The sequence below is a fragment of the Vulcanococcus sp. genome, assembly GCF_044369115.1.
Classification (GTDB): Bacteria; Cyanobacteriota; Cyanobacteriia; order PCC-6307; family Cyanobiaceae; genus Vulcanococcus.
In genome coordinates, this window is the sequence record NZ_JBIPMN010000001.1 from 22,897 (window position 1) to 44,435 (window position 21,539).

Annotated in this window: 16 protein-coding genes; 10 read left to right on the plus strand and 6 right to left on the minus strand. The window is 66.2% G+C overall.

Annotated elements, in window-relative coordinates:
* Positions 1-3 precede the first annotated feature (3 nt).
* Genes nusB through ACIQ2E_RS00130 form a run of 3 tightly spaced genes read right to left on the minus strand, consistent with a single transcriptional unit; the run spans position 4 to position 2,086 of the window.
* Positions 4-630: a transcription antitermination factor NusB gene (gene nusB, locus ACIQ2E_RS00120; protein ID WP_398324408.1), complete on the minus strand. Its 627-nt coding sequence runs from the start codon at positions 628-630 to the stop codon at positions 4-6.
* Positions 630-1,379: a DUF502 domain-containing protein gene (locus ACIQ2E_RS00125; protein ID WP_296445305.1), complete on the minus strand. Its 750-nt coding sequence runs from the start codon at positions 1,377-1,379 to the stop codon at positions 630-632. Before ACIQ2E_RS00125 ends, nusB begins: the two co-directional genes overlap by 1 nt.
* A gap of 56 nt (positions 1,380-1,435) precedes the next feature.
* Entirely contained in the window at positions 1,436-2,086 is a 651-nt protein-coding gene (locus ACIQ2E_RS00130; protein ID WP_398324412.1) for an HpsJ family protein, read from the minus strand.
* A gap of 32 nt (positions 2,087-2,118) precedes the next feature.
* Between ACIQ2E_RS00130 and queG the strand changes: the two genes are divergently transcribed.
* From queG to ACIQ2E_RS00145, 3 genes are all read left to right on the plus strand, one after another.
* Positions 2,119-3,090 carry a tRNA epoxyqueuosine(34) reductase QueG gene (gene queG / locus ACIQ2E_RS00135; protein ID WP_398324415.1) on the plus strand — a complete coding sequence of 324 codons (972 nt, stop codon included), beginning with the start codon at positions 2,119-2,121 and terminating at the stop codon, positions 3,088-3,090.
* 152 nt (positions 3,091-3,242) lie between these two features.
* Positions 3,243-4,127, plus strand: a complete 885-nt coding sequence (locus ACIQ2E_RS00140) for a tetratricopeptide repeat protein (RefSeq protein ID WP_398324418.1) — start codon at positions 3,243-3,245, stop codon at positions 4,125-4,127.
* Between the two features lie 53 nt (positions 4,128-4,180).
* Positions 4,181-6,685, plus strand: coding sequence for a DNA topoisomerase (ATP-hydrolyzing) subunit A (locus ACIQ2E_RS00145; RefSeq protein ID WP_398324421.1), 2,505 nt, complete (start codon positions 4,181-4,183; stop codon positions 6,683-6,685).
* Between the two features lie 376 nt (positions 6,686-7,061).
* On the opposite strand, the gene uvrA is transcribed toward ACIQ2E_RS00145, so the two are convergent.
* The 3 genes from uvrA to recN all read right to left on the minus strand — a co-directional run bounded on the left by uvrA (position 7,062) and on the right by recN (position 12,664).
* Positions 7,062-10,019 carry an excinuclease ABC subunit UvrA gene (gene uvrA, locus ACIQ2E_RS00150; RefSeq protein ID WP_398324423.1) on the minus strand — a complete coding sequence of 986 codons (2,958 nt, stop codon included), beginning with the start codon at positions 10,017-10,019 and terminating at the stop codon, positions 7,062-7,064.
* Positions 10,020-10,275: 256 nt separating this feature from the next.
* Entirely contained in the window at positions 10,276-10,899 is a 624-nt protein-coding gene (locus tag ACIQ2E_RS00155) for a Uma2 family endonuclease (RefSeq protein WP_398324426.1), read from the minus strand.
* A gap of 88 nt (positions 10,900-10,987) precedes the next feature.
* The gene (recN, locus tag ACIQ2E_RS00160) at positions 10,988-12,664 is read right to left on the minus strand and encodes a DNA repair protein RecN (RefSeq protein WP_398324429.1); all 1,677 of its coding nucleotides are present in this window, start codon (positions 12,662-12,664) and stop codon (positions 10,988-10,990) included.
* A gap of 351 nt (positions 12,665-13,015) precedes the next feature.
* Between recN and ACIQ2E_RS00165 the strand changes: the two genes are divergently transcribed.
* The 7 genes from ACIQ2E_RS00165 to purL all read left to right on the plus strand — a co-directional run.
* The gene (locus ACIQ2E_RS00165) at positions 13,016-14,932 is read left to right on the plus strand and encodes an ABC1 kinase family protein (protein WP_398324449.1); all 1,917 of its coding nucleotides are present in this window, start codon (positions 13,016-13,018) and stop codon (positions 14,930-14,932) included.
* A 30-nt stretch (positions 14,933-14,962) separates the two neighbouring features.
* Positions 14,963-15,550: an alpha/beta hydrolase gene (locus ACIQ2E_RS00170; protein ID WP_398324431.1), complete on the plus strand. Its 588-nt coding sequence runs from the start codon at positions 14,963-14,965 to the stop codon at positions 15,548-15,550.
* 79 nt (positions 15,551-15,629) lie between these two features.
* Positions 15,630-16,688, plus strand: a complete 1,059-nt coding sequence (gene thrC / locus ACIQ2E_RS00175) for a threonine synthase (protein ID WP_398324452.1) — start codon at positions 15,630-15,632, stop codon at positions 16,686-16,688.
* Between the two features lie 449 nt (positions 16,689-17,137).
* On the plus strand, positions 17,138-18,268 hold the full coding sequence (gene dnaN, locus ACIQ2E_RS00180; protein WP_398324434.1) for a DNA polymerase III subunit beta: 1,131 nt from the start codon (positions 17,138-17,140) through the stop codon (positions 18,266-18,268).
* On the plus strand, positions 18,265-19,056 hold the full coding sequence (locus ACIQ2E_RS00185) for an RNA methyltransferase (protein ID WP_398324436.1): 792 nt from the start codon (positions 18,265-18,267) through the stop codon (positions 19,054-19,056). Before dnaN ends, ACIQ2E_RS00185 begins: the two co-directional genes overlap by 4 nt.
* Before the next feature lie 10 nt (positions 19,057-19,066).
* Positions 19,067-20,269, plus strand: coding sequence for a hypothetical protein (locus tag ACIQ2E_RS00190; protein ID WP_398324439.1), 1,203 nt, complete (start codon positions 19,067-19,069; stop codon positions 20,267-20,269).
* 16 nt (positions 20,270-20,285) lie between these two features.
* On the plus strand, positions 20,286-21,539 hold a 1,254-nt coding region (gene purL, locus ACIQ2E_RS00195; RefSeq protein ID WP_398324441.1), incomplete at its 3' end, for a phosphoribosylformylglycinamidine synthase subunit PurL.

A 21,539-nucleotide genomic window follows, 5' to 3' on the forward strand; every position in this document is an offset into this window, starting at 1 on the left:
TGATCAGCCCTTGGCGGGGGCGCTGGTGAAACGGCGGAGCACGCCGTTGATCATGCGGCGGCCTTGTTCGTCGCTGTAGCGATTGGCCAGTTCCACAGCCTCGTTGCAAGCCACGGCGGCGGGGGTGTTGAACTGCTCGATATCCACCGCAGCCAGGCGCAGGATGTCGCGGTCGATGCGGGGCAAGCGGGTGAGGCGCCAGCCTTCCATCACGGCATCGAGGCGTTGATCGAGATCTTCACGGCCCCTGAGCACAGCCCGGGCACGCTCCACTGCACCACGGCGGACCTCGTCCTGATCGGAGAGCATCAGCAGCCGCGGCAACTCGAGGCTGGCGGAGAGGCGGTTGAGGCCCTGCTCCGCGTGGGCGAGGCCGTCTTGCAGGTGCTGGCGGATGCGGGGCAGCTGCTCGACACCACCCTGATCCTGCAATTCGCTGTCGAGCAACTGCTGCTGAGCGGCCTGGAGGTCGGTGGCGGCCTGATCGAGAGCCTCGCGCACGTGCTGGCTCAGCGTCGCCTGGGCCTGCTGCAACAAGGCATCGAGCGGCGTGTCGGCCGCTGGCTGGCGATCGCTGATCTGACCGAGCATCAGCAGGGCCAGTTCACGGGCAACGGTGCGGCTCTGCATCAGGCCTTGTTGGAAGGAAGAGGGGAGTAGGCCGGGGCCCGGAGCTGCGCCAGCAGGCTGGAGAAGCTGCGGCTGGCGGGGGTTTCGCGCTCGTCGGGATTGACGATGCCGGCCGAGATGATCGTGCGGAAAGCATCCTCCACCGAGAGGTTGAGATCCTTCACCGAAGCCTCCGGCACCACGGCATACCAGCCGGTGGTGGGGTTGGGGGCGGTGGGAATGAACACGCTCAACATCGGCTGATCAAAGCCGGCGGAGAGGGTGGCGCCGAGCACACCGGTAACGAAACCCAGGGCATACAGGCCCTCGCGGGGATATTCCACCAACACCACCCGGCGGAAGCGCGTGGAGTTGTCGCGCAGGAAGGTTTCCAGCAGCTGCTTGAGCGTTTTGTAAACCGAGCCCGCCACGGGGATCCGCTGCAGGGTGCCCTCGCCGAATTCGAGCAGCCAGCGGCCCACGATGTTGCGGGCCATCAGGCCGATTAACAAGATCCCCAGCAGGGGCACCAGCAGACCCAAGCCCAGGTTGATCAACTCCTGGAGGATCGGATCCAGGGTGTTGAACGGGTTGAGCTGCTTGGGGATCGAGGTGAGGAACGCCAGCACAAAGCGCGTCACCGTGGTGGCCAACCAGATCGTGGTGGCCAATGGGATCACCACCAACAGGCCGGCGATCAGATCGTTCTTGAGGTCCTGCTGGAGGCGATCGCCCAGGGGCTGCTCAGGTCTGGGACTGGATTGCACCAATGACAGGCCGGGGCGTCCGGTGAAAAAAGTCCAATCCGCAACTTAGCCAGCCGCCCTCACAGAACGGCCACCACCGCCAGCAAGGTGAAGGCCACCAGGAGCACCACAGCCGTGCCGGTGCCGCCGATGCGGCGCTGATTGGCGGCCAGGTCGCGGCGGTTTTCAGCCTGCTTGAGCTGCTGTTCCGCCTGGTCCAGCTGGCGGTTCATGAAGGCCTGAGCAGCCTTCTTCTTCTGCTCATCGCTTGCGGTGGCAGGGATCTGACCGGCTTGCTCGCCCTGGGCAATCACCTGCTCCAGCACCTGGGGGTTATCCAGCTGGGCCTTGGCCATCTCCAGCTGGCCGCGCTGAGCCAACAGCGCCTGGTTGGCCTGATCGCTCACGGCGCGATCGCCGCTGATGCTCACGGGAATCGTGATCAGCACGGCCAGTGCCAACAGGGCGCTCACGACACACACGAACCAGCGCAGCGGGGTGCGGCCCGGCACCGGCTCATCCAGGCGCTGACCGATCAGCATCAGCAGCATCCCCACAAACGCCATGGGCGACTGGGTGACCAGCGTGGTGGCGAGCAGCTGGCGGAAGCTCTCTTCGCCCCAGCCGTTCACGCTGAGCACCGCCAGGAGCTGCAGGAACAGCAGCACCACCAGGGTGATGCCCAGCCAACGGAACAAGGTGCCGAATCGGCCGGACGCTGCTGAACTCACAGTGGTGCTGACGCAATCGCGCAATCGTAGGGGTGGTGGAACTCGCTGACACCCTCAAGCAACAGGCCCGGCAGCTGGGCTTTGCGGCGGTGGGCATTGCTTCCGCCGCAGGCAGCGAACGGTTGCGGCTGCGCACGGCCGCCCTGGAGCGCTGGCTCGCGGCCGGCCATCAAGCCGACATGGCCTGGATGGCGGATCCGCGCCGGCGGGCGGTGGAAGCGCTGCTGCCAGGGGTGCGCAGCGTGGTGGCGGTGGGACTGCCCTATTGGGTGGACGCGGCGCGAGCCCCCGGCTCCCTCAAGGTGGCCCGCTACGGCTGGGGGCGCGATTACCACCGGGTGATCGATGGGCGGCTGCGGGCCCTGGGGCGCTGGCTGGAATCTCAGGTGCCCGACGGGGCATGGCGCGCCTGTGTGGATAGCTCACCCCTGCTGGACAAGGCCTGGGCCGAGGAAGCGGGCCTGGGCTGGATCGGCAAACACAGCAACCTGATCAGCCGCGAGCACGGCTCCTGGCTGCTGATCGGCCACCTGCTCACCACCCTCGAGCTACCGGCCGATGCGCCTGCAGTGCCGGCCTGCGGTGCCTGCAGCACCTGCCTGGAGGCGTGCCCCACCGGCGCCATCACGGAACCGTTCGTGGTGGATGCCCGCCGCTGCATTGCCTTTCACACCATCGAAAACCGCGGTCCCGAACTGCCCAGCGCCATCGCGGATTCCCTCGAAGGCTGGGTGGCCGGCTGCGACATCTGCCAAGACGTGTGTCCGTGGAATCAGAAACCCTTCGCGAGCAGCAGCGATCCCGATCTGCAACCACGCCCCTGGTGGCTGGATCTGCGCGCCGAGGAGGCCCTGGGCTGGAGTGATGAGGACTGGGACGACAAGCTGCGCGCCTCCGCCCTGCGCCGGATCAAGCCAACGATGTGGCGACGCAACATCCGCGCGGCAACAGGGCTTGGATCCGGTGAAGGCGCAGGCGCCGAACGATCGCTGGCGGACAGCTGAGCAAGGTCCGCACAGATGGCGCGGTGAACGCACAGGTTCCGTACGGTATGTACAGAAGCTGTGCGAGCGCACAAATCGCCGCAACGGGGCCCGCAGCCCGCGGTCAGCCTGAGCATTGCTGCCTAACCTGCGGCTGTGATCGCCCTGCATCGATGGCTGCGCGCTGGTTGAAGGTTCTGGCGGCAGCACCGTTGATGTTTTCGGCCCTCAGCGCCGCACCGGCGCAGGCGCTGGTGCCTTACGTGGTGGTGCCGAGCGAGCAAAACCTCGAGGGAGCGGGGCTCGGCATCGCCCAGGCAGCGGCGCGGCTGCTGCGCTTGGGCCAGGCCGAAGACGCGGCGCGGCTGGCGGCCCTCACCGTGCAACTGATTCCCAGCGATCCGCGCGGCTGGGTGCTGCTGGCGGAAGCCCAACTGCGCAGCAACCAAGACAAGGAGGCCGCGGTCTCGCTGGCCAAGGCGCGGGAGCTGGATCCGAAAAACGCCGGCATCCTCTTCGCCCAGGGCTCCCTGGCCCTCAAAGACAGCCGCCCCTCAGAAGCCGCTGATCTCATCCGCCAGGGCCTGAAGCTCGACGGCAAGAACGCCGGTGCCTACTTCGACCTCGGCAACGCCTTCATCCTGATGGGCAAACCGGGAGATGCGCTGGGGGCGTTTGAGCAGGCCTCGAAGCTGCGCAGCGATTTCTGGGAAGCGATCAACAACCAGGCCCTGGTGCTCTACGAGCAAAACAAAGACTCTGAAGCGATCAAGCGTTGGCGCCGCGTGCTGGAGATCAAACCCGCCGCCGAGCCCAACCTCGCCCTGGCCACTGCCCTGAACAGCAAAACCCCTGGCAACGCCGAAAGCCTGGAGCTCGCGGCCAAAGCCCTGGCCGAAGACCCCAATTACGTGCTCGACAGCTGGCAGAAGGAGCAGCTCTGGGGCCCCAGGCTGCGCAGCGCTGCGGCCCGGTTGCTCACGGAGCCAGCCCTGAAGGCCGATGTGGAACGCGCTCAGGCCAACGCCGGCGGCAACGACGACCTGGGCGACGAATAAGCCCGTGATCTGTAGGCTGAGCGCCACTTTCAGCCCCCCGGCCTGAGCCACGGATGCCCAAGGCGCGCCCCGATCAGCCGCTGCCGGACCCATCCGACGATCGGCGCATCCAGCCGATCGAGCTGCACCAGGAGATGCAGCGCTCCTACCTCGAATACGCCATGAGCGTGATCGTGGGCCGGGCCCTGCCCGACGCCCGCGACGGCCTCAAGCCTGTGCAGCGCCGCATCCTCTATGCGATGCACGAGCTGGGGCTCACCCCGGATCGCCCCTACCGCAAGTGCGCCCGCGTGGTGGGCGATGTGCTCGGCAAGTACCACCCCCACGGCGATCAGGCGGTGTACGACGCCCTGGTGCGCCTGGTGCAGACCTTCGCCAGCCGCAACCCCCTGCTGGATGGCCATGGCAACTTCGGCTCGGTGGACGACGACCCACCGGCCGCCATGCGTTACACCGAAACGCGGCTGGCACCGATCGCCAACGAGGCGATGCTCGATGAAATTGGCGACGACACCGTTGATTTCGCCCCCAACTTCGATGGCTCCCAACAGGAGCCCACGGTGCTGCCGGCCCAGCTGCCGTTTCTGATCCTCAACGGCTGCACGGGCATCGCCGTGGGCATGGCTACCAACATCCCACCCCACAACCTGGGCGAGGTGGTGGATGCCCTGATCGCCCTGGTGCGCAAGCCCGATCTGAGCGACGAAAAACTGCTGGAGCTGGTGCCCGGCCCCGACTTCCCCACCGGCGGCGAGGTGTTGACGGGCAGCGGTGTGCGCGACACCTATCTCACGGGCCGCGGCAGCATCCCGATGCGGGGCGTGGCTCACATCGAGGAGGTTCAGCCCGGCAAGGGCCGCCACAAACGCGGCGCCGTGGTGATCACCGAGCTGCCATATCAGCTGAGCAAGGCCGGCTGGATCGAGAAGCTCGCCGAGCAGGTGAACGAGGGCAAGATCAACGGCATCGCCGACATCCGCGACGAATCCGACCGCGAAGGCATGCGCGTGGTGGTGGAGCTGCGCCGCGACGCCAACCCCGAAACAGTGCTCGCCGAACTGCAGCGCCGCACCGCTCTGCAAAGCAACTACGGCGCGATCCTGCTGGCGCTGGTGCACGGCAAGCCGATCCAGCTCACCCTGCGCCAACTGCTGCAGGAGTTCCTCGAATACCGCGAACTCACCCTGATCCGGCGCACGCGCCATGCGCTGAAACGCACGGAAGATCGCCTCGAGGTGGTGGAGGGTCTGATCACCGCTCTTAACGCCCTGCCCAAAGTGATCGAGATGATCACCGCCGCCCCCGATGCCGCCAGCGCCCGGGCCAGCCTGCAGGTGCATCTCGACATCACTGAACGCCAGGCCGATGCGGTGCTGGCAATGCCCCTGCGCCGGCTCACGGGTCTGGAGCAGGAAAGCCTGCGCAAGGAAGCCGAGGATCTACGCCAGGAACGCAGCCGCCTGCGCCACCTGCTGGATGAGCGCCCGGCCCTGCTCGACGCCATGGTGGCCGAGTTCAAAGCGCTCAAAAAACGCTTCGCCACGCCACGCCGCACCCGCCTGGTGGAAGGGGGCGATGAACTGGTGGCCCAGCGCACCGCCGCCCAACGCCCCAACACCGAACTGCTGCGTCAGCGCGCCTTCGAGGGCCTGAGCAGCGATGGCCGCCTGGTGATCCAGGCCGATGGCCAGGTGAAGGTGGTGGGTCCGCAACTGCTGGGCCGGCTGCACCTGGATGAACCGGCACCGCTGGGCGACAACCCCTCACCGGCAAGGCTGATCCTGCCGATCAGCGAGAAGCCAGCGCTGCTCGCCTTCACCGATGCCGGCCGGGTGGCGTTGCTGCGTTGGGAATTCGCTGGCCAGCAGCCGGGAACGCTCGAGAAGTTCCTGCCGGAAGGCATGAGCGGTGAACGGGTGGTGCAACTGCTGCCTCTCCCCAGCGGTGCTGACGCCGAAGGCACCAGTGTTGGCCTCTTGAGCAGCGATGGCCGCTTCAAGCGGCTGCCGATCGAGGATTTCCAGGAGCTCTCTGGCAGGGCCGCCTCGGTGCTGAAGCTCAAGGACGGCGTGAGCCTGCGGCGGGTGGTGCTCTGCCGGGAAGGCGACGAGTTGGTGGTGGGGAGTTCCACCGGTCGCCTGCTGCGGCTGGCGGTGAATGAAGCCAACCTGCCGGTGATGGGCCGCAATGCCCAGGGACCAGTGCTGTTCCGGCTGCTGCCCGGAGAAGCAGTGGTAGGCGCCGCCAGCGTCACCCTCGGGGGCTGCGTGCTGCTGGCGAGCCGCAGCGGCCAGCTCAAACGCCTCACGGTGAACAGCCTGCGCCGCTGCCAACGGGGCGACATCGGCCAGATCGGAGTGCGATTCAGCGAGCGAGGAGATCAATTGATCGATCTACAGGAAGCTCGAAGCAACGTGCTGGCCGCCGTGCTCAGCGATGGCCGCAGCCTGCGGCTGGATATAGCCGAACTGCAGGCCGAGGATGACACCGGCAGCGGTCAGCCCCTGGGGCTGGGCGGCCATGAAGCCGTGGCCGAGCTGGTGCCGCTGCTGGGCTGAAACGCTCAGCGCAACAGGTCGTCATCCGCCAGATCGATGAAGACCTGGACTTCGGCCTCCTCAAGGCTCGGCGCCAAGAAAAGCATCCTCACCGCCGTGCCTTGGCAGTGGCCTCTGAGCCACTCACCTCAGCTTGAGCGGTGCAGTTCAACACGTTCAAAATCGGCAAACCGACGGTCAAAGCTCAACACTGGCAAGGCAGCGGTGTTGGTGGCCAAGGCCAGAATCAGCTGATCAGCCAGATCTCCTCCCTGGCGGAACCTTGGGGCGGTCCTGGAACAGATCCTCCGGCTCGTATTTGGAGGGCACCAGCACCAAGCGGCCGTTCCGGTCGATGGAGGCCTGCAACCTGGCACCAGGTGCCAAGCCAAGCGCGTCAGGCCGCCACGGGCTGCGGCGGATGCTGCTCCAGCACCTGCTTGAGGTAGCGAGCGGTGTGACTGGTGGGATGAGCCGCCACCTCCTCAGGGGTTCCCGTCACCACGATCTGCCCGCCTTTGTCGCCGCCCTCTGGACCGAGATCAATGATCCAGTCGGAGCAGCGGATCACGTCGAGGTTGTGCTCGATCACGAGCACGGAATTGCCCTTGTCCACGAGCCGCTGAATCACGTCCATCAGCTTGTGCACGTCGTAGAAGCTCAGGCCGGTGGTGGGCTCGTCGATGAGATAGAGGGTTTTGCCGGTGGCGCGCTTGGAAAGTTCGGTGGCCAGCTTCACGCGCTGAGCCTCGAGGGTGGGCGCCGGTTGGCCCAGCTTCACGTAGCCGAGGCCCACATCCACCAGAGTGCGCAGGCGATCAGCTGCCTGAGGGATGGCAGAGAACACCTCTGAGGCCTGTTCCACCGTCATCTCGAGCACATCGGCGATGGTGTGGCCCTTGTATTTCACCTGCAACGTCTCTCGGTTGTAGCGGGCGCCTTTGCACACGTCGCACTGCACGTAGACATCGGGCAGGAAGTTCATCTCGATCACATTCACGCCCTGGCCGCTGCAGGCCTCGCAGCGTCCGCCCTTCACGTTGAAGCTGAACTGCCCCACCTGGTAGCCGCGGGCTTTGGCCTCCACCGTGGCGGCGAACACCTGGCGGATCGGGTCGAAGGCGCCGGTGTAGGTGGCGGGATTGGAGCGGGGGGTGCGGCCGATCGGCGACTGGTCGATCACGATCACCTTGTCGATCGCCTTGATCCCCTTGAGCTCCTTCACACCGGAGGGGAAGGGCACCTTCATGCCGAGCTTGTGCTCCAGCGCCGGGTGCAGCAGCTCGTTCACCATCGTGCTCTTGCCGCTGCCGCTCACGCCGGTCACGCACACCAGCCGGCCCAGCGGGAACTCCACATCGAAACCCGAAAGGTTGTTGCGTTCGCAGCCCACCAGGGTGAGCTTGCGCGAACCGGTATCGCGCCGTTCGGCGGGGGTGGGGATCGAACGGCGACCGCTCAGGTAGGCGCCGGTGAGCGAGTCTTCGGCGCTGATCAGGGCGTTGAAGTCGCCCTCGGCCACGATGTGGCCGCCGTGCACGCCGGCACCGGGGCCGATGTCGACGATGTGATCGGCGGCGCGGATCGTGTCTTCGTCGTGCTCCACCACGATCAGGGTGTTGCCGAGATCCCGCAGCTTGATCAGCGTGTTGAGCAGCCGGTCGTTGTCGCGCTGGTGTAGGCCGATGCTCGGCTCATCGAGCACGTAGAGCACACCGGTGAGGCCGGCGCCGATCTGGGTGGCCAGTCGAATGCGCTGCGCTTCGCCACCGGAGAGCGTCATCGCCGGGCGATCGAGGCTCAAGTAATCGAGCCCCACATCCAGCAGAAACTTCAGGCGCATGCGGATCTCTCGCAGCACCAGATCGCCGATCTGAATCTGGCGGGCATTGAGCAGAGGCTCATCACCCTCATGGGCGCCAACGCCCATCAATTCCTCGATGCGCCGCAAGCTCTCGCCCACGCTGCTGCTGGTGAGCTCATGAATGCGATACGGCCCCACCCGCACCGCCAGGGCTTCGGGTTTGAGCCGCAGGCCATTGCAGCTGGCGCAGGGCACCAGCTCCAAAAACTTCTCCAGCTTCTGGCGCATTGATTCGCCGCTGGCATCACGCAGCTGACGTTCAAGGATCGGCAAGATCCCTTCAAATGGCCGCACGTAGGTCTGCGATTTGCGGTAGCGGCTATCGGCCTGGATCGGAATCGGCTCTTTGGAGCCGTGCAGCAGCACCTCGTGCTGCTCCGGAGTGAGTTCGTTCCAGGGGGTTTTGATCTCGAAGCCAAAGGCCTCGCCCACCGAATAGAGCAGCGAGAAGTAATAGGCGTTGTCTTTTTCCGCCCAGGGGGCAACCGCCGCATACACCGGCAGCGAAGGATCGGGGATCACCCGTTCCATCGTGAACTGGCGCAGATGGCCGATGCCGTGGCAATCGGGGCAGGCGCCGTAGGGGCTGTTGAACGAGAACAGCCGCGGCGAGAGCTCCTCCATCACGGCGCCATGCACCGGGCAGGCGAAGTTTTCGGAGTAGAGGCGCTCCTTCTCCACGCCCTCCGGCAGCTCCTCATCCGCCTTGGGCACCACCTCCACCAGGGCCAGGCCATCACCGCGCTTGAGCGCCGTGCGCAGTGAATCGGTGAGGCGCTCCTGGATGCCCTCGCGCGACACGAGGCGATCCACCACCACCTCAATGTTGTGGGCGTGGTTTTTATCCAGCTCGATGTTGTCGGCGAGCTCGCGCACTTCGCCGTTGATGCGCACCCGGGCGAAGCCTTCCGCCACCAGGCCGCTCAGCAGCTTCACGTGGGTGCCCTTCTTGCCGCGCACCACGGGAGCCAGCAGCTGATAACGGGTACCCTCGGGCAACTTGAGGATCTGATCGACCATCTCGTCGATCGACTGGGGCCGGATCGAGCGATCGCACTCCGGACAGTGGGGCTCACCGGCGCGGCCGAACAGCAGGCGCAGGTAGTCCTGGATCTCAGTGACCGTGCCGACCGTGGAGCGGGGGTTGTGGCTGGTGGATTTCTGATCGATCGAGATCGCCGGTGACAGCCCTTCGATCGCATCCACATCGGGCTTGTCCACCTGCCCGAGGAATTGCCGCGCATACGCCGACAAACTTTCGACGTAGCGCCGTTGACCCTCGGCAAAGATCGTGTCGAACGCCAGCGAACTCTTACCGCTGCCGCTTACACCGGTGAACACCACCAGCTTGTTGCGCGGAACGGTGACGTCGACGTTCTTGAGGTTGTGCTGGCGGGCACCCCGCACCCGGATTACATCCTCGAGCGAGCCGCCATTCAGCGCCTGCAGGGCCGCTTTTTCGTTCACGCTCTTGGCGAGGGCGCGGGGCATCCGGGCGGCTCGGGAATCAAGGAGTCTACGGGCGCCGACCAGCCCTCAGCAGTCATGCGATTGATGCGGCTGCGCCAGATGCAGCAGAGCGTGGATCCAGATACGGGCGCCATCCTGTTTCAGGATCCACGGCTGAAAGACCTGGTGGCCGCTAAGGCAATCCCGCAGCACTGTCCAGCCTTTTGCGCATGCTGTACAGAACCCCGGCGAGCAGCTGGAACAACATCTCAAGCAACGAAAGAGAAACTGAACCTGGCTAGCCCTGCCATACCTCAGCCAGATCGATCTGCAACCCCGGGAAGAGGTTGCCGGCATCGAGTGTTGTGGCAGGCGCGATCCGCTCAGTCTGTGAAGCCCCGGCCAACCACACCTCCACAGCCCGCTGCTCGGGAATCAACAACCAGCCGAGCTGAGCACCGTTGGCTTGGTAGGCGGCCATCTTTCGACGCAGGGCCGTGAGGCCGCGAGGACCTTCGTCGCTGGGGCTGGCCAGCTCCACCACAAGATCCGGACACAGGGGCGCAAAACCACGCCGCTCCTCGGCCGTCAGCGCCTCCCAGCGCTCGCGCCGCACCAACGAGGCATCGGGGCTCAGCACCGAGCCGTCGGGCAATCGAAACCCTGTGGAGCTGTCGAACAGTTTGAGGGGCAGCCCAGATGCGCGAACACCAAGCCAAAGAAGGGCGCCGAGTGCCTGGTTTCTGGCACCTGTTTCACTGCCGGTGGGAGTCATCTGAATCAACTCACCGCTGGCATCAAGCTCCAGCACGGCATCGGGGTTGGCGTGGCAGACGGCTTCAAATTGGTCGGCTGTCAGCCGCAGACGTTCAGGCAGGAGGAGCGGAGCCAGACCGTTAGCAGGCACCGTTGCAAGCGTCATGGCCAGGTCGCAACGCCAGCTTCAGCCTAGGGCGGCTGTTCGCTAGAGGCTGGAGCGCACAAGCCCCAAGACAGCAGTGGCCTGACGGCTAGCCCGCGCGCTTGAGCAGGCTGGCGGCATAGCTGCGGGTTTCGCCGGAATCACCACCGGCCAGTTCGGCCAGTTCGGCCTGGCGGGCCTGAGTGTCCCGCAGTTGGGACACCTGGGTGTGGGTGACACCATCGCGCACCTGCTTGGACACGCGGAAGTGGTGATCAGCCGCCGCGGCCACCAGGGGCTGGTGGGTGACGCAGAACACCTGGCGTTGCTGGGCCAGGCGCTGCAGCAGCTCGGCCATGGCACCGCTGACGCGGCCGCTCACGCCGGTGTCGATCTCATCGAACAGCAGGGTCACGTGCTGGTCAGCGGCAGCGAGGCAGGTTTTGAGGGCCAACAGGAAGCGGCTCATCTCACCGCCGGAAGCCACCTCGGCCAGGGGAGCGAGGGGCTGGCCAGGGTTGGCGGAAAACAAGAACTGCACGGCATCGGCACCCTCGTCGCCAGGGGCCGCCGCTTCCATGGCCACGCTGAAGCGCACATTGGCCAGGCCCATCGGCCGCAGAGCCTGCATCAGCTGGTTTTCCAGCTCAGCGGCAGCGGCGCGGCGAGCCGCACTGAGAGAAGCATTGCAACGATCGCGCTGCTGGCGGGCTGCAGACTCAGCCGCCTCGAGCGCCTCCAAACTGGCCTCAGCTCCTCCGGGAGCCAGCTGCTCCCGCAGCTGATCGCGCCACGCCATCAGCTCTTCAAGGCTCTTGCCATGGCGGCGCTCCAGGGCCTTGAGCTGGGCGATGCGCTCCTGCAGTTGCCCGAGGCTCTCAGGGTCGCTCTCGAGCAGCGCCCCATAGCGATCGAGATCGCGGGCCAGATCCTGGAGCTGGGCCAGGCCCTCGCTGCAACGGCTAGCCAGCGCCGCCGCCTCAGGGTCCAGCTGCTGCATCGCCGCCAACTCGCCCTCACAGGCCGCCAGGTGGTCCAGCACAGACGGAGCTTCTTCCGCTCCATCCACCAGCCGGCCCAGCAGGGTCATCACCCCTTCCTGCAGGCGCACCCCATGGGCGAGGCGGTTTTCCTCGGCCTGGAGGCGCTCCCGCTCCGTCGGGTCATCAAGCTGGGCGGCCTCCAGATCCGTGAGCAGTTGCTCCTGCCGCTCGCGCTCCTGCTGCAGCTGCTCCCAGTTGCTGCGGGCCTGCTCGAGCTTCTGAGCAGCGGCACGCCAGGCGCGGTAAGCCTCCGCTACCGGAGCGAGTAGACCCTGCAGCAGATCACCGGCAAAACGATCCAGCCAGCGCCGCTGCTGACCCGGGCGCGCCAGGTGCTGGGTTTGCCCCTGCACGGTGAGATCGAGCAGCAGGGGGCGCAGCTCCTGGATCTGGGCGCGATTCACCGCCACACCATTGAGTCGGTGGCGACTACTGAGGCGCTCGTCGCTCAGGCGCCACTCCCGCGTGAGCAGGATTTCACCGTCTTCGGCGTCGAGCTCCTGCTGCTCGAGCCAACGTTGCAGCGGCGGCGTGAGGCTGAAGCTCGCCTCGATCACACCCCGCTCGCTCCCCTGGCGCAGCAGCCGCGGCCCTCCGGATCCACCCAGAAGTGCATCCAGCGCATCCAAAAGGATGGATTTGCCGGCGCCGGTTTCACCGGTGAGCACCGTGAACCCACCACTGAAATCGAGCTGCAAGTGCTCGATCAGGGCGATGTTCTGCAGGCGCAGTCCGGTGAGCACAGCTGGCGGCCGGTGTTGAGCCCGACCGTAGCGGCTGCGTCTTTCGTTTAGAAGAGGGACAACACTGAATGGGCACCCGGGGCCCGAACCCGCGGTATGCCAGGCACCAACAGTCCACTCACCCCCCTGGAAGCCGCCAGCGCCGCCATGCGCCGCTCTGTTCTGGGCGAGCTGATCGACGACCCCACGCGGGACGACCGAACCGAGGGCACAACTGACCACACAACCAGCACCCACGCAGATCACGGACCGACCGGGACGGTCAAAGAAGGATCAGCGTCGTTTCCAGAATTTTGTACAGACAGTACAGAGAACCGGACACTCCCCCAAACACAATCCAGCCCGTCGCCGATCGCTCCCTCTGCGCCACCCAACGCCGACCTCAGCGATTTCATTGAGGTGTCCGGCCTGCTCGAATACGACCCCGCGGCCATCAGCCGCATCTATGCCGGCGCCCCCCAGCGCCTGATTCGGCGCATCTGGCAAACGCTGGTGCCGATCGGCCTCTACCTAGTAAGCGTGGGGATCGACTGGCTCACCCGCCGGCTCAGCAATCCCGATCACGCGCGGGCTCGCGCCAAGGAAGCCGCCGACCTGGTGGCTTCCCTCGGCCCCGCCTTCATCAAGGCGGGCCAGGCCCTCTCCACCCGGCCCGACATCGTGCCCCCCCTTCTGCTGGAGGAGCTGGCGGGCCTGCAAGACCAACTGCCGGGCTTCGATTCAGCCCTGGCGATGGCCTGCATCGAAGACGACCTCGGCGCCCCGATCGCCTCGATCTACGCCGAGCTGGAGCGCGAACCGATCTCCGCCGCCTCCCTGGGCCAGGTGCACCGGGGCGTGTTGCTCAACGGCGAGAAGGTGGCCGTGAAGGTGCAGCGGCCGGGCCTGCGCGAGCAGATCACGCTTGATCTCTACATCGTGCGCAACATCGCCGCCTGGCTCAACCGCAACATCGGCCTGATCCGCTCCGATCTGGTGGCCCTGATCGATGAGCTGGGCAAGCGGGTGTTCGAGGAGATGGACTACTGCAACGAGGCCTCCAACGCCGAGCGTTTCGCCGAACTGCACGCCCACAACCCTCGGATCGCCGTGCCGCGCATCCACCGCCATGCCACGGCCCGGCGGGTGCTCACGATGGAGTGGATCGATGGGGTGAAGCTCACCAACCTCGAGGCGGTGCGCCAGCTCGGCATCGACCCCGACGACATGGTGAGCGTGGGCGTGAACTGCTCGCTGCAGCAGCTGCTGGAGCACGGCTTCTTCCATGCCGATCCCCACCCCGGCAACCTGCTGGCCCTGGCCGATGGGCGCCTCGCCTATCTGGATTTCGGGATGATGAGCACCGTGAGCCGCGAAAGCCGCACGGGGCTGATCCAGGCGGTGGTGCACCTGGTGAACCGCAACTTCGGCAAGCTCTCCAAAGACTTTGTGAGCCTCGGCTTCCTGGCGGAAGACGTGGATCTCTCACCGATCGTGCCGGCCTTCGAGCAGGTGTTCGGTCAGGCCCTGGAGATGGGGGTGAGCCGCATGGATTTCAAGGCCGTCACCGACGACCTCAGCGGCGTGATGTACCGCTTCCCCTTCCAGGTGCCGCCCTACTACGCCCTGATCATCCGCTCGTTGGTGACGCTCGAAGGCATCGCCCTGAGCGTCGACCCCGACTTCAAGATCCTCGGCGCCGCCTATCCCTACTTCGCCCGCCGGCTGATGGAAGATCCCGATCCGCAGCTGCGCAACAGCCTCAAGGAGATGCTGTTCGACGGCGAGATCTTCCGCTGGCAGCGGCTCGACAACCTGATCAGCAGCGCCGCCAGCGGCAGCCAGCTCGATCTCGACGGCCTGCTGGATCAGGTGCTCGATTTCCTGTTCTCCCCCAACGCCGGGATGCTGCGCGGGCAGCTGGTGGAGGCAGCGGTGAATCAGATGGATGCCCTGGGCTGGCAAACCACCCTGCGCATCACCCAGCGGCTGCCACGGCTGCTGCGGCCGCCCGGCCTGCGCGATGCCCTGCCGATGAGCGCCAACGACGCCGAACTGCTCTCACTCGAACCGATCCAACGGCTTGTGGCCATCCTGGGCCAGCTCCCTGGCTTCGAGCCGCAGCTGCTGCTGAAGCGGATCCCGCGGCTGCTGCAGGAAACTGAGCTGCGCCGCATGGGGGCCGAGCTGGCCCGCGGTCTGGCGGAGCGCGGTGTGGTGCACCTGGTGCGCGATGTGCTGATCGGGGTGGATCGCAGCCGACCGATCCCCACCCAGCAACCCGCCTAAGGTCGGCCCCAGGTTGCTCATCCGCTCACCATGGCCGCACGCAAGCGTCAGCGTCTGGTTGCCGCACTGCTGGGTCTGGGCCTGATCGGCGGTTCACCAGCAGCGCTGGCAGCCGAAAATGTGGTGTTCGTCACCGGGGCTTTCCGCCGCTCGATCGCGGTGGCCGACCTGGAGCTGTTGGCCTCCACGGGCGAGGCCCGGGGCCTGATCGCCGACGTGCTCAAGATCGCCAAACAGAAGCCGGAGGAGGTGAGCAAGCTGCTCAAGGCCGAGCTCTCGATCCCGCTGCTGCTCACCAGCCGCCTGCTCAGCACCCGCCTGGGGGAAGCGCTGCTGGCCCGGGTGGCGCAGATCATCTACCCCCTCTACGCCAAAGGGGCCGGCATCCCGGCGCTGCGGGCCGGCGTGATCAATGCCCTGGTGGCCACCGACGGCAAGCTCAGCGCCATCGGCTTCATCAAGGCCTACCCCGTGGATGAGATGGAGGTGAGCATCCCGGCGCTGCTGGCGGTGCTGCAGAAAGCCAAGTCGATCAGCGAGCTGGCCCAGTTCTTCATGGAGTCGCCCCTGGATGGGCTGCGGGGGACCGGCGGCAGCACCACGAAACCCGCCCCGTAGATTCGCCTTCAGACCGTCCCTGCAGCCTGTGGCCCTGTTGTCCTCCCTTCGCCGGCGCCTGGGACACACCCGCCCGGCCATGCAGGACTGGCCCGGCCTGATCGAGGCCTACCGCAAGTGGCTACCGGTGAGCGACAAAACGCCGGTGATCACCCTGCGGGAGGGGGCCACCCCGCTGATCCCGGCGCCGGTGATTGCGGAACGCATCGGCCGTGGCGTGAAGGTGTACCTGAAATACGACGGCCTCAACCCCACCGGCTCCTTCAAAGACCGGGGGATGACCATGGCCATCTCCAAGGCCAAGGAAGCGGGCTCCGAGGCCGTGATCTGCGCCAGCACCGGCAACACCTCGGCGGCAGCTGCCGCCTATGCCCGCCGCGGCGGCATGCGCGCTTTTGTGCTGATCCCGGATGGCTACGTGGCCCAGGGCAAGCTCGCCCAGGCTCTGCTCTACGGCGCCGAGGTGCTGGCGGTGAAGGGCAACTTCGACCGCGCGTTGGCCATCGTGCAGGAGGTGGCCAACCAATACCCGATCACCCTCGTGAATTCGGTGAACCCGTACCGCCTGCAGGGCCAGAAAACGGCGGCTTTCGAAGTGGTGGATGCTCTGGGCGAGGCGCCCGACTGGCTCTGCATCCCCGTGGGAAATGCCGGCAACATCAGCGCCTACTGGATGGGCTTCAACGAATACAAGGCAGCAGGCCACAGCCGCCGCCTGCCGCGGATGATGGGCTTCCAGGCCGCTGGATCGGCGCCGCTGGTGCTGGGTCACACCGTGGAGCAGCCCGACACGATCGCCACCGCCATCCGCATCGGTAACCCGGTGAACAAGGAACGGGCCCTGAAAGCCCGCGCTGAAAGCAACGGCGATTTCATGGCCGTGACGGACACCGAAATCATCGAGGCCTACAAGCTGCTCGGCAGCGGTGAAGGTGTGTTCTGCGAGCCCGCCAGCGCCGCCTCCGTGGCCGGGCTGCTCAAGCGCCGTGAGGAGGTGCCCGCCGGCGCCACGGTGGTGTGCGTGCTCACCGGCAACGGCCTGAAGGACCCGACCACCGCCATCGAACACAACGATTCCAAGTTCCACACGGGGCTGGAACCTGACACGAGCATCGTGGCGAAGGTGATGGGGTTCTGAACCCACCAACCTGAACAAACGAGGGTTTACGCCCCCAAAAAGCCCCGCCGGGTTTCCTCGGCGGGGCTTTTTGCTGCAAGACAACCACAAAAGCGTCTGTTCACAGGCTGAGGAAAACCCGCCAGACCAACCAGGGAAAACTATGGGCGTCCAACACAGCCTGAACCCGTGAGTTTTCCGCAATGGCGGGAATCAGCGGAAAACAAGCTTTTCCGGATGCGCTCACTGACGCAATCACCAGGGCTGTGGAAACAAGATCAGTTGCGCTGCAGTGCTTTAGAAGGGTTTTGATCCGTTTCCCCACCCTCTACGGCTGCGAATTTGGATTTTGTTCTTTGAATCTCTTGATCCGTTAGACGTCGGGTTGGGGAGAAGTGGGGAAACCGCTCGCTGGCCCCGTTGCACTTCCCGCCCTGTTGTGGAAGCGTGGGAGCCGCTTTGCCCATGCCATGAAGCTGGTCTGTTCCCAGGCCGAACTCAACGCCAGCCTTCAGCTGGTGAGCCGGGCCGTGGCGGGTAGGCCAACCCATCCGGTGTTGGCCAATGTGCTGCTCACGGCCGATGCCGGCACGGGCCGCCTCAGCCTCACCGGGTTTGACCTGAGCCTGGGCATTCAGACCAGCCTCAGCGCCGCGGTGCAGACCAGCGGTGCCATCACCCTGCCGGCCCGTTTGTTGGGTGAGATCGTGTCGCGGATGCCTGCCGACAGTCCGATCGGGCTCACGGCGCTCGAGGGCGGCGAGCAGGTGGAACTCACCAGCGCCTCCGGCAGTTATCAGATGCGTGGGATGCCCGCTGAAGATTTTCCGGAGCTGCCCCTCGCCCAGGCCGCCACGCCGATCAAGCTTGACCCTGAGATGCTGGTGAAAGGCCTGCGGGCCACCCTGTTCGCCAGCAGCAGCGACGAAGCCAAGCAGCTGCTCACAGGGGTGCATCTGGGCCTGGATGCCGACGGCCTGGAATGCGCCGCCACCGATGGCCACCGGCTGGCGGTGCTGCGCTTGCCCAACAGCGCTGAGGCGGAAGCCGAACTGGATGTGACCGTGCCTGCCCGCTCCCTGCGGGAGCTGGAGCGGTTGCTCTCCAGCCGTGGCGGCAGCGATCCGGTGAGCCTGTTCTGTGATCGCGGCCAGGTGGTGTTCCAGTGGGCTGATCAGGTGCTCACCAGCCGCAGCCTCGATGGCACCTATCCCAACTACCGCCAGCTGATCCCGGAGAGCTTCGGCCGCAGCCTCAAGCTGGATCGCAAGGGGTTGCTCAGCGCCCTGGAACGGGTGGCGGTTCTGGCTGATCAGCACAACAACGTGGTGAAGATCAGCAGCGATCCCGCCGCCGGTCAGCTGGCGATCAGCGCCGACGCTCAGGACGTGGGCAGCGGCTCCGAATCGATCGCCGCCGCCGTGAGCGGTGACGCCATCCAGATCGCTTTCAACGTGCGCTACGTGCTCGAGGGCTTGAAGGCGATGAGCGCCGAGCGGGTGGAGGTGCGCTGCAACGCCCCCACCACGCCGGTGGTGCTGGCCCCGGAGGATGCCTCGGCCTTCACCTACCTGGTGATGCCGGTGCAGATCCGCCAGTGAGCCTCCCGGAGCAGTTGCTGCTCAGCGACCTGTTGCGGCGCCATGTGCGCTGTGATCGGGGGGTGGATCACGGCGCTGGCGCGCTCGCCTGGATGCATCCGCCGGTGCATCGCCTTCTGGGCTGGATCAGCAAGCCCTCGGCCTTCGGCGATCGTCGCCTCGCCTGGCGGCTCGATCAGCTGCGGGGGCTCAGTGAGCAGGAGGCGCTGGTGCAGGGAGACCCGGCCGACACCGATCTCCCCACGGTGGATCGCCTGCCCACCCTGATTGATGCGGCGCTGCTCGATCGCCGCGGTGATCCGATCGGCACCGTGGCTGATGCGGCGGTGGAGCTCAGCAGCGGTCGGATTCTCCACTACTTGGTGTCGCGCAGCGACCCGCGTCTGCCCGGCAGCAGCCGCTGGCGCCTCAGCCCTGAGCGCATCAGCGATCAGCAGCCCGGTCAGGTGTTCACAGGGCTGAGCGAGCTGGATGATCTGCCCTTAGCTCGCGCCAGCGTGCGCCAGGAGTTTCTGCGCCGCGGCCGCCGCTGGCGCGATCAGCTGCAGGAGGAAACCGAGCGATTGCGCGACCAGTTCCAGCAGGCCGGCGATCGCTTCGAGGAGCGCTTGGAGGGTTGGATGGAAGAGGAACCCAGCTGGGAGCGGCAGCCCGACCAGCCTCAGCCCCCTCGACGGCCGGCCGAAGCCTGGGATGATTGGGACGACGACCGGGATTCCTACGACGCTCCGCCATCCCGGTCACGCCCCCAGCGGCCGGGCGGGCAAGACGATGATCCCTGGCTCTGAGGGCTGAACCATGTGTTACGGCTGCTTCCTGCGTTCCGGTGATGCGGCTCAGGTGGGTCTGTCCCACCGCCTGGGTTTGGTGACTGAGTTGCGCAGCATCGATCCTGAGCTGCTGATCGCGCCCGACTTTCGCGACTTCACCACCCAGCTGGTGGTTCCCCCCGATGGGGTGCTGGATCTCTACCTGCATCGCCCCGCCGGAGCGGCCTGGGTGCAGGGCGGAGGTTTTGGGGCCCAGTGGATCAACACCATGGCCATGGACGACGGCCTGTATGGATTTCTGCAGACCGCCCTCGGCCAGCTCGACGCTCTGATCCAGCTCGACTTCCGCTTCACCGATCAGGTGGATCAGGCCGACTTGCGGCTGTATCTCGACACGGAGATCAATCTGGGTGACGACGGCGTCGCCCTCGGGATCGCCCTCTCCAACAGCGTGGCGGATCGCCACTTCTGGGAGCTCTTCATCAACACCCCCGCTTTTGCGGGTCAGGAGCTCTATCTGCGTTATGCGCTCCTGCACGAGATCGGCCACGCCCTCGGCCTCGAGCACCCCTTTGATCGCTCCGATGGCGATGTGTTTGTGAGTGGGGTGTCGGCCTGGAGCGCTTTCCCTGAGGAAACGCTGATGGCCTACCGCGATCCTCTGCTCGGGGCGTGGCCCACCTGGTTTTCCAGCAACGACATTCATGCCTTGCAGCGCATCTGGGGGGTGGAGACGGCTGTGGATCCGTTGGCGCAGCCTTGGCCGCAGCGCCTGATCGGCAGCAACCAGCCCGATCGCCTCACCGGAGGTCTGGCTGGCGATCTGCTCCTCGGCCATGGCGGCCACGACATCCTGATCGGCGGCGCTGGCGCCGATGAACTGTGGGGCGGGCGCGGTAGCAATCGCTTCAGCAGTGCGCCCGATGGGGCCGTGGATTGGCTGTTGATTACGCCTGATGGCTCTGCTAGACGCCGGGTCGCCGGTCGCAGCATTGACGTGATTGAGGCGCTCGGCAGCGAAGATCGTGTGGCGGTGCTGGGGGCCAGCACCCAGGAGCTGCGGGTGCGGCGGATCAAGCTCAACAGCACAGAACACGGTCGCCTGAGCGGCCTCGGGATCAGCATCGGCAAGCAGCTCGAGGCCATCTACACCGGTGATCTGTTGCAACGCCGGCAGCTGCAGGCCTGTCTGCTGGGGGTGCCGGAAGGCTTCGCGGGCAGCTGGGGATGACGCTCGGCGACACTGGATGGATCTGCATGCACGTGTTGTGGTGGCCGCTGCTGAGTCGAACTACTCCGTGCCCGAAGCGCTGAAGAAGGAGAACCTCAGCCAGGCCGATTACGACGAGATCTGCCGCCGTTTGGGCCGCGCCCCCAACCGCGCTGAGCTGGGCATGTTCGGGGTGATGTGGTCGGAGCACTGCTGCTACCGCAACTCGCGGCCGTTGCTGCAGGGCTTCCCCACCACCGGCCCGCGCATCCTGGTGGGCCCCGGCGAGAACGCCGGTGTGGTGGATCTGGGCGAAGGCCAGCGCCTCGCCTTCAAGATCGAGAGCCACAACCACCCCTCGGCTGTGGAGCCGTTCCAGGGTGCGGCCACTGGCGTGGGCGGCATCCTGCGCGACATCTTCACGATGGGCGCCCGGCCGATCGCCCTGCTCAACGCCCTGCGTTTTGGCCCGCTCGAAGATGAGCGCAATGTGGGCCTGATGGAGGGCGTGGTGGCCGGCATCGCCCACTACGGCAACTGCGTGGGCGTGCCCACCGTGGGTGGTGAGGTGGCGTTTGACGCCAGCTATTCCGGCAACCCGCTGGTGAACGCCATGGCCCTCGGCTTGATGGAAACCGAGGAGATCGTGTGCTCCGGCGCCGAGGGCGTGGGCTACCCCGTGGTTTACGTGGGCAGCACCACTGGCCGCGACGGCATGGGCGGCGCCAGCTTTGCGAGTGCCGAGCTCACCGAAGCCTCCCTCGACGACCGCCCCGCCGTGCAGGTGGGCGACCCCTTCCTGGAGAAGGGCCTGATCGAGGCCTGCCTCGAAGCGTTCCAAACCGGTGATGTGGTGGCCGCTCAGGACATGGGCGCCGCTGGCCTCACCTGCAGCTGCTCGGAGATGGCCGCCAAGGGGGGCCTCGGCATCGAACTCGATCTCGACCGGGTGCCCGCCCGCGAGGCCGGCATGACCCCCTACGAGTTTCTGCTGAGCGAATCCCAGGAGCGGATGCTGTTTGTGGTGAAGCCCGGCCGCGAGCAGGCGCTGATGCAGAGCTTCACCCGCTGGGGTCTGCAGGCCGCCGTGGTGGGCCGCGTGCTCGAAGACAACATCGTGCGCGTGCTCCAGAACGGCGAAGTGGCGGCCGAAGTGCCCGCCAGCGCCCTGGCCGACGACACCCCGATCAACCGCCACGAGCTGATCAGCGAACCTCCCGCTGAGATCCAGGCCCATTGGCGCTGGAGCGAGGCCCAACTGCCCGCCGCCACCCCCAATGGCATCACGCCT

Excerpts from the sequence above, each read along its gene's own strand:
- ACIQ2E_RS00145 (WP_398324421.1), top strand. The coding sequence starts at position 4,181 with ATGCCCAAGGCGCGCCCCGATCAGCCGCTGCCGGACCCATCCGACGAT.
- ACIQ2E_RS00190 (WP_398324439.1), top strand. The coding sequence starts at position 19,067 with ATGTGTTACGGCTGCTTCCTGCGTTCCGGTGATGCGGCTCAGGTGGGT.
- ACIQ2E_RS00155 (WP_398324426.1), bottom strand. The coding sequence starts at position 10,899 with ATGACGCTTGCAACGGTGCCTGCTAACGGTCTGGCTCCGCTCCTCCTG.
- ACIQ2E_RS00170 (WP_398324431.1), top strand. The coding sequence starts at position 14,963 with ATGGCCGCACGCAAGCGTCAGCGTCTGGTTGCCGCACTGCTGGGTCTG.
- dnaN (WP_398324434.1), top strand. The coding sequence starts at position 17,138 with ATGAAGCTGGTCTGTTCCCAGGCCGAACTCAACGCCAGCCTTCAGCTG.
- thrC (WP_398324452.1), top strand. The coding sequence starts at position 15,630 with ATGCAGGACTGGCCCGGCCTGATCGAGGCCTACCGCAAGTGGCTACCG.
- nusB (WP_398324408.1), bottom strand. The coding sequence starts at position 630 with ATGCAGAGCCGCACCGTTGCCCGTGAACTGGCCCTGCTGATGCTCGGT.
- ACIQ2E_RS00140 (WP_398324418.1), top strand. The coding sequence starts at position 3,243 with ATGGCTGCGCGCTGGTTGAAGGTTCTGGCGGCAGCACCGTTGATGTTT.
- uvrA (WP_398324423.1), bottom strand. The coding sequence starts at position 10,019 with ATGCCCCGCGCCCTCGCCAAGAGCGTGAACGAAAAAGCGGCCCTGCAG.